General features: G+C 62.5%; 7 protein-coding genes and 1 pseudogene. 6 read left to right on the top strand and 2 right to left on the bottom strand.

Translation table 11 applies throughout. The features are described 5' to 3' along the window. The coding region (locus EN993_RS29550; protein ID WP_127265554.1) for a cupin domain-containing protein at nt 1-343 on the bottom strand (343 nt) is incomplete at its 3' end. Nucleotides 344-473: 130 nt separating this feature from the next. Between EN993_RS29550 and EN993_RS29545 the strand changes: the two genes are divergently transcribed. From EN993_RS29545 to EN993_RS29525, 5 genes and pseudogenes are all read left to right on the top strand, one after another. After that, entirely contained in the window at nt 474-1265 is a 792-nt protein-coding gene (locus tag EN993_RS29545) for an ABC transporter ATP-binding protein (protein ID WP_109668348.1), read from the top strand. Between the two features lie 115 nt (nt 1266-1380). Continuing rightward, nucleotides 1381-1791, top strand: a pseudogene (locus EN993_RS29540) (endonuclease domain-containing protein); the annotation flags it as partial. Then, complete coding sequence (locus EN993_RS29535) at nt 1792-2670, top strand: ABC transporter permease (protein WP_127265552.1); 879 nt, start codon at nt 1792-1794, stop codon at nt 2668-2670. Continuing rightward, nucleotides 2667-3821: an ABC transporter permease gene (locus tag EN993_RS29530; protein ID WP_127265551.1), complete on the top strand. Its 1155-nt coding sequence runs from the start codon at nt 2667-2669 to the stop codon at nt 3819-3821. The genes EN993_RS29535 and EN993_RS29530 overlap by 4 nt, the downstream gene beginning before the upstream one ends. A 40-nt stretch (nt 3822-3861) precedes the next feature. Further along, nucleotides 3862-4833, top strand: coding sequence for an ABC transporter substrate-binding protein (locus EN993_RS29525; protein ID WP_013530916.1), 972 nt, complete (start codon nt 3862-3864; stop codon nt 4831-4833). Between the two features lie 43 nt (nt 4834-4876). Here EN993_RS29525 and EN993_RS29520 read toward each other — a convergent pair whose 3' ends face one another. Beyond that, a complete protein-coding gene (locus EN993_RS29520) occupies nt 4877-5335 on the bottom strand; it encodes an Lrp/AsnC family transcriptional regulator (RefSeq protein WP_126069589.1) in 459 nt (152 codons plus the stop codon). A gap of 122 nt (nt 5336-5457) precedes the next feature. On the opposite strand from EN993_RS29520, the gene EN993_RS29515 reads away from it, so the two are divergent. Further along, nucleotides 5458-6071, top strand: a 614-nt coding sequence (locus tag EN993_RS29515; RefSeq protein ID WP_127265550.1) for an aminotransferase class I/II-fold pyridoxal phosphate-dependent enzyme, incomplete at its 3' end; no start/stop codon positions are given.

The raw sequence follows: 6071 nt of genomic DNA, 5'->3' as shown, positions 1-6071 counted from the left end.
CTCCGGCGAAGTCCATACCTGGTACGGCGACCGGCTCGAGCATCATATCGTCGTCAAGGCCGGCGGGAATGTAGAAAAGGTCGCCGGCCTTGACGACGATATGATGCTCGAGCCGGTCGCCGTACCAGGTATGGACTTCGCCGGAGAGGACATAGATCGCCGTTTCATGGCTCTCATGCATGTGCGCCTTGGCGCGGGCACCGGGCGGCAAGGTGAGCAAGTGCATGCAGATGCCGGAGGAGCCGACGGTCTCCGTGGCGATGCCGGCGAAATAGGTCAATCCCTGCTTGCCTTCATAAGTGCTTTCAGGGCGGATAAGATGACAAGTGGGTTTGGGCGACATCGGGGAAACTCCGGGCGTCGATTGCGTGGGACAAGACCAATGGGACAGGGCGAGTGGAAAACAACATCGCGATAAAAGCAATCGGATTCCAGCCGGCACCGCAGGGGCGGGAACAGGCAGGCGGCAGCCGATGACAGGGACTTCGCCAGCCGTCGTCGCGGCAAGCAAACTCGGACTGACCTTCCAGACCAATGACGGGCCGGTGCAGGCGCTGTCCAATGTCGATCTCACCATCGGCAAGGGTGAGTTCGTCTCCTTCATCGGGCCTTCGGGCTGCGGCAAGACCACGCTGCTGCGCGTCATCGCCGATCTGGAGAAGCCGACCTCGGGAACCATTTCGGTCAACGGCATGACAGCAGAACAGGCGCGGGAGAAACGCGCCTACGGCTATGTCTTCCAGGCGGCGGCGCTGTTTCCGTGGCGGACCATCGAGCGCAATGTCGGGCTGCCGCTGGAGATCATGGGCCTGTCCAAGGCGGAGCAGGTGGAGCGGATCAAGCGCACGCTCGATCTCGTCAACCTTAGGGGATTCGAGAAGAAATATCCCTGGCAGCTCTCGGGCGGCATGCAGCAGCGCGCCTCGATCGCCCGTGCGCTGGCCTTCGACGCCGACCTCCTGCTGATGGACGAGCCGTTCGGCGCGCTGGACGAGATCGTGCGCGACCATCTCAACGAGCAATTGCTGGAGCTGTGGGGGCGCACCAACAAGACCATCTGCTTCGTCACCCACTCCATCCCCGAAGCGGTGTATCTGTCGACGCGCATCGTCGTCATGTCGCCACGTCCGGGCCGTGTCAGCGACATCATCGAATCGACGCTGCCGAAGCAGCGACCGCTCGACATCCGCGAGACGCCGGAGTTTCTGGCGATCGCGGCGCGCGTGCGCGATGGGCTGCGGGCAGGGCACAGCTATGATGATTGAGCGAGGGCAGGATGAGGCTCCTCCTCTCCCCAACGGGGAGAGGGTGGCCGGAGCGAAGCGGAGGTCGGGTGAGGGGGCGGCGCCGACAGATCCGACCAAGAGAAAGGTCGGGGCAACCGAGCGCGCCCGAAGGCTGCGGGTTGACGAGACCGAGGCTGAATACAGGCTTTGGGGCGAACTGAGAGGCCGTCATCTCAACGGCTACAAATTTGTGAGGCAGGTGCCGTTGGGGCCTTTCATCGCTGATTTTGTTTGCCGCGAGGTGGGCCTGATTGTCGAACTCGATGGCAGCCAACACGCGGATTTACCAACCGACCCGGCGAGAACCGCCTGGCTGAATAGCCAAGGCTATTCGGTTTTCCGGTTCTGGAACCATGAAGTCTTGGCCGAGCGCCGAGCTGTCCTGGATACGATCTTGGCTTGCCTGGACGGAAAGATTTCTACCCCCTCACCCGACCTCCGCTTCGCTCCGGCCACCCTCTCCCCGTTGGGGAGAGGAGGGCGCTCGTCCAGCGAGGCCTGCTAGATGGACACCTTTCGCGACAAGCTCGTTCCCGTGACCTCGATCCTCGCTGGGGTGATCGTGCTCTGGTATGTCTTCGCTGTCATCCTCAACACGCCGTTCCAGCGCGATCTCGATCGCCGCGCCGGCGAAACACATACTTTGAGCGAATTCATCGGCAAGACGCTGGCGCAGCCGAAGCCGACGCTGCCGGCGCCGCATCAGGTGGCGGTGAACTTCTTCGAAAACACCTTCCTGCGGCCCGTCACCTCGAACCGCAGCCTCGTCTACAATGCCTGGGTGACGCTGTCGTCGACGCTGCTCGGCTTTGCTTTCGGCACGGCGCTCGGCATCATCATTGCTGTCGGCATCGTGCATGTGGCGACGCTCGACCGCAGCCTGATGCCATGGATCATCGCCTCGCAGACCATTCCCATCCTGGCGGTGGCGCCGATGATCATCGTCGTGCTGGCGGCGGTCGGCGTCACTGGCCTGGTCCCGAAGGCGATGATCTCGACCTATCTGTCGTTCTTCCCGGTGACGGTGGGCATGGTGAAGGGCCTGCGTTCGCCCGAGATCATGCATCTCGACCTGATGCACACCTACAATGCCAGTCGTGCGCAGACCTTCTGGAAATTGCGCGTGCCAGCCTCGGTGCCGTTCCTGTTCACCTCGATGAAGGTTGCGGTGGCGGCAAGCCTGGTCGGTGCAATCGTCGGCGAACTGCCGACCGGCGCTGTCGCCGGCATCGGCGCCAAGCTGTTGGCCGGCGCCTATTACAGCCAGTCCATCGACATCTGGTCGGCGCTGGTCGCCGGTTCGGTGGTGGCCGCACTTCTGGTCATGGTGGTCGGCATTGCCGGGCGTATCGTTGACCGCGCCATGGGCGGGAGGCCGGCATGAACTGGCTGAAACCCTCCTGGCAAGCTGTGCTGGCGATCGTGCTGTGCCTGATCGCAGTGGCGCTCGGCCCGATCGCTGCGCCGAAAGTGGATCCGCTGGCGCAGCCTGTAGGGACGTTGATATATCCCTATGTGGCGACGAACTGGCTGATCTTCGGCGTGCTGCTTCTTGTTGCCTTGATCTCGATGGCCAGAATACCGTCCATCGTCGAAGCTATTGTGCTTTTCATCGGCGCGCATCTGGTGGCCTGGCTGCTGATTGGCGGCATCGCCGGCTTCGAAGGTCTGGCGCGAGCGCCGTTTTTCCTGCTGCTCACCGCTGCCTGGCTGCTCGGCTGGCGTTGCGTTGCCGTCCTGTCGGGGCTTCGCCCGATGGCGAGCTGGGCGCGGACGTCCTTGCGTCTGATCATCCCCGCCATCTTCGGTGCCTGGATCCTGATCATCTGGGAAGCGGTGACGCGCGGCGCCGGCATCCCTTTCATCCTGTTGCCGCCGCCAAGCGCCATCGGCGCGCGTATCGCCAGCTCGCTGCCGGTGCTTGGCGCCGATGTCCGGCAGACCATCTTCAAGGCGGTGATCTTTGGCTATGTCGTAGGCAGCGGCGCCGGATTCGTTACTGCGATCCTCGCCGACCGCGTGCCGTTCCTGCGGCGCGGCCTCTTACCGATCGGCAACATGGTCTCGGCGCTGCCGATCATCGGCGTGGCGCCGATCATGGTGATGTGGTTCGGTTTCGACTGGCAGTCCAAGGCGGCGGTGGTCATCATCATGACCTTCTTCCCGATGCTGGTGAACACGGTCGCCGGCTTGGCCGCCTCCGGCCATATGGAGCGCGACCTGATGCGCACCTATGCTTCGGGTTATTGGCAGACGCTCTTGAAGCTTCGGCTGCCGGCAGCCGCGCCCTTCATCTTCAACGCGCTGAAGATCAACTCGACGCTGGCGCTGATCGGCGCCATCGTCGCCGAGTTCTTCGGCACGCCTGTCGTCGGCATGGGCTTCCGCATCTCGACCGAGGTCGGGCGGATGAACATCGACATGGTCTGGGCCGAAATCGCAGTTGCAGCACTTGCGGGTTCGGTCTTTTATGGCGTGGTCGCTCTTGTCGAAAGAGCCGTCACGTTTTGGCATCCCTCTGTCCGTGGTGGATAGGGGCGGTGGGTTTAGGGCACTAACTTCAGAGGGTAATAAAATGAAAAGACTGATTATTCCCGTTCTGGCCGGCGCGATGTCGCTTGCCGCGTTCCAGGCAATGGCCGCCGACAAGGTGACGTTGCAGCTGAAATGGGTCACGCAAGCCCAGTTTGCCGGCTACTATGTCGCCAAGGCCAAGGGTTTCTATGAGGCTGAGGGTCTCGACGTCGACATCAAGCCGGGCGGTCCCGACATCGCTCCGGAGCAGGTGATCGCCGGCGGCGGCGCCGACGTCATCGTCGACTGGATGGGCGGTGCGCTGGCCGCCCGCGAAAAGGGCGTGCCACTGGTCAACATCGCCCAGCCGTTCAAGAAGGCTGGCATGGAGCTGGTCTGCCCGAAGGACGGCCCGATCAAGACCGAAGCCGACTTCAAGGGCCACACGCTCGGCGTCTGGTTCTTCGGCAACGAGTATCCGTTCTACGCCTGGATGAACAAGCTCGGCCTGAAGACCGAAGGCGGCCCGGATGGCGTTACTGTGCTCAAGCAGAGCTTCGACGTGCAGCCGCTGATCCAGAAGCAGGCGGATTGCATTTCGGTGATGACCTACAACGAGTACTGGCAGCTCATCGACGCTGGTTACAAGCCGGAACAGCTGACCGTGTTCAACTACTCGGCAATGGGCAACGACCTGCTCGAGGACGGGCTCTATGCGTCCGAAGACAAGCTCAAGGATCCGGCCTTCGAAGACAAGATGGTGCGTTTCGTGCGTGCGTCGATGAAGGGCTGGAAATACGCCATCGACAACAATGACGAAGCCGCAGGCATCGTCATGGACGGCGGCGGCCAGGACGAGAACCACCAGAAGCGCATGATGAGCGAAGTCGCCAAACTGATCGACAATGCCGACGGGAAGCTCGACCCGGCCACGTATGAGCGCACCGCCAAGGCGCTGCTCGACCAGAAGATCATCACCAAGGAGCCGACCGGCGCCTACACCACCGCCATCACCGACAAGGCTGTGAAGTAAGCCCTAGTCGGCAACATATCGATCTAGAGAACGGCGCCTCTTGCTAGAGGCGCCGTTCCTTTATGGTGTTCATGACGAAGCTGGTTTCGATCGAGGCCACGCATTTCAGCCGCGCGATCTTTTCCTTGATGAAGCGCTCGTACTGCTCGAGGTTTCCCGTCACCACCTTCAGCACATAGTCGCGCGAACCGGTGACGAGGTGGCATTCCAGCACCTCTTCCCAGCCGCGGATCGCGTCCTCGAACATCACGATCTCGTCCTCGTTCTGGCGGCTGAGCCGGATGGTGGCGATGGCGACCATGCTCCAGCCGAAGGCGGCCGGATCGACCAGCGTGGTGTAGCCTCTGATGACACCGGTCTCCTCCAGCCGCCGCACCCGCCGCAGGCAGGGCGACGGCGACAGGCCGATCCGCTCGGCAAGCTCGTTGTTGGTGATGCGGGCGTCAGCCTGCAGTTCGCGCAGAATCTTGCGGTCGAAATCGTCGGCTATCTTCTGCTGCATTTTTGGTCTCTCCGGGCAATTTGTTGCGGGAATGCAGCCATGCGAGCCCAAGAATAGCAAGGACTGGCGGGTCGGGATCGCATAAATTGCCGTGCGACACTCTTTCAAAAGCAGGAAAAGCCATGACCGCGCCACGCCCGTCGAAAACCCATATCGGCAACCACAAGCTCCACCCGGAGACGCTGATGCTGAGCTATGGCTTCGATCCGCAGCTTTCGGAGGGTGCGGTCAAGCCACCGGTGTTCCTGACCTCGACCTTCGTGTTCAAGTCGGCGGAAGAGGGACGCGACTTCTTCGATTACACCTCCGGCCGCAAGGAGCCGCCGAGCGGCACGGCGTCCGGCCTGGTCTATTCGCGCTTCAACCATCCCAACAGCGAGATCGTCGAGGACCGGCTGGCGATCTATGAGGGGACGGATGCCTGTATCCTGTTTTCATCAGGCATGTCGGCGATCGCCACGACGCTGCTCGCCTATGCCCGTCCGGGCGACGTCATCCTGCATTCGCAGCCGCTGTACGGCGGCACGGAGACGCTCTTGACGCGCACGCTTTCCGGTTTCGGCATCGGCGCTGTCGGCTTCGCGGACGGCGTCGATGAGACAGCGGTGCGCACGGCTGCCGATGCGGCCGTCGCGAAGGGCCGCGTGTCGGTCATCCTGATCGAGACGCCGTCAAATCCGACCAACAGCCTGGTCGACATCGCGGTGATGCGGAAGATCGCCGACGAGATCGGCGC

It is taken from the genome of Mesorhizobium sp. M7D.F.Ca.US.004.01.2.1 (genome assembly GCF_003997785.1).
Lineage (GTDB): Bacteria > Pseudomonadota > Alphaproteobacteria > Rhizobiales > Rhizobiaceae > Mesorhizobium > Mesorhizobium loti.
Note: the sequence above shows the minus strand (reverse complement) of the source record. Positions and strands in the feature narration are given on the sequence as shown.

Coding starts and splice junctions, on each gene's coding strand:
- EN993_RS29545 (WP_109668348.1), top strand. CDS start 474: ATGACAGGGACTTCGCCAGCCGTCGTCGCGGCAAGCAAACTCGGACTG.
- EN993_RS29535 (WP_127265552.1), top strand. CDS start 1,792: ATGGACACCTTTCGCGACAAGCTCGTTCCCGTGACCTCGATCCTCGCT.
- EN993_RS29530 (WP_127265551.1), top strand. CDS start 2,667: ATGAACTGGCTGAAACCCTCCTGGCAAGCTGTGCTGGCGATCGTGCTG.
- EN993_RS29525 (WP_013530916.1), top strand. CDS start 3,862: ATGAAAAGACTGATTATTCCCGTTCTGGCCGGCGCGATGTCGCTTGCC.
- EN993_RS29520 (WP_126069589.1), bottom strand. CDS start 5,335: ATGCAGCAGAAGATAGCCGACGATTTCGACCGCAAGATTCTGCGCGAA.